The following is a 1,017-nucleotide window of genomic DNA, read 5'->3' on the forward strand; positions in this document are numbered from 1 at the left end:
CCCGCGCCAACTCCCGTGCCGACGCCGGTCACAGATGACAGCATAATCGAACCGCTAGGCGCTCCAGAACTCAATCTCGGTAGCATTACTCCCAATCCCGCCCAACAAACTCAGGGCGGCGGTGAAGGCCCTGATTTCATCATGGGCGGCCGCATCAACGAGTCAATTAACGGACTCGGCGGCAGCGACACCCTCTACGGGATGGGCGGCAATGACAACATTGACGGCGGTGCAGATAACGACTCACTCTTCGGCAATGAAGGTACCGATTTCATCTCTGGTGGTGCCGGTAACGATACCGTCTACGGCGGCAAAGATAACGACATCGTTGTTGGTGGCGATGGTAATGACTTCTTGAGGGGAGATTTTGGCAAAGATACTGTTGCCGGCGGTCTTGGCAACGATACGATTTTTGGTGGCAAAGATGACGATATCTTGCTCGGTGAAGACGGCGACGACTACATTTCTGGTAACTTAGGAAAAGACACAATTAATGCTGGTAACGGCAACGATATTGCGTTTGGAAATGAGGAGGCCGACCTGATTTTTGGTAAAGCTGGAAATGACACGCTTTACGGTGGCAAAGACAACGATAGTCTCGGTGGTGGCGATGGCAACGATTTGCTTTACGGTAACAATGAAAACGATCTGCTCGAGGGTTTCACTGGCAACGATACGCTCTACGGCGGTAAAGGTAACGATAGCCTCTTTGGCAATGCTGGTTCCGATTTCCTTTCCGGCGATGTTGGGGATGATACTTTGACTGGCGGTTCGGGAAGTGATGTATTTTTCCTAACTAAAAGTGCGGGAAGCGACATCATTACTGATTTCCGCAAGGGCGAGGATTTAATTGGGTTAGCTCCCGGTTTGAGTTTCAATCAGCTCAGCATTACGTCTAGCAACAATCAAACTTTGATTAGCGTGACTGGCAGCAATCAATTGTTAGCGAAGCTTAACGGTACGCCCGGTACTCTTACTGCTAGCGATTTCACTCAGGTAACAATCTAACTGCCTCGG

Annotated in this window: 1 protein-coding gene; it reads left to right on the forward strand. The window is 50.3% G+C overall.

Going from position 1 to position 1,017, the window contains the following annotated elements; all coding sequences use genetic code 11:
- Positions 1 to 1,008 (forward strand): calcium-binding protein (locus tag ACUVJL_RS40050; RefSeq protein ID WP_445250905.1); only part of this gene is annotated, 1,008 nt, incomplete at its 5' end.
- Positions 1,009 to 1,017 lie beyond the last annotated feature (9 nt).

Source organism: Microcoleus sp. OTE_8_concoct_300, from assembly GCF_031383065.1.
Lineage (GTDB): Bacteria > Cyanobacteriota > Cyanobacteriia > Cyanobacteriales > Microcoleaceae > Microcoleus.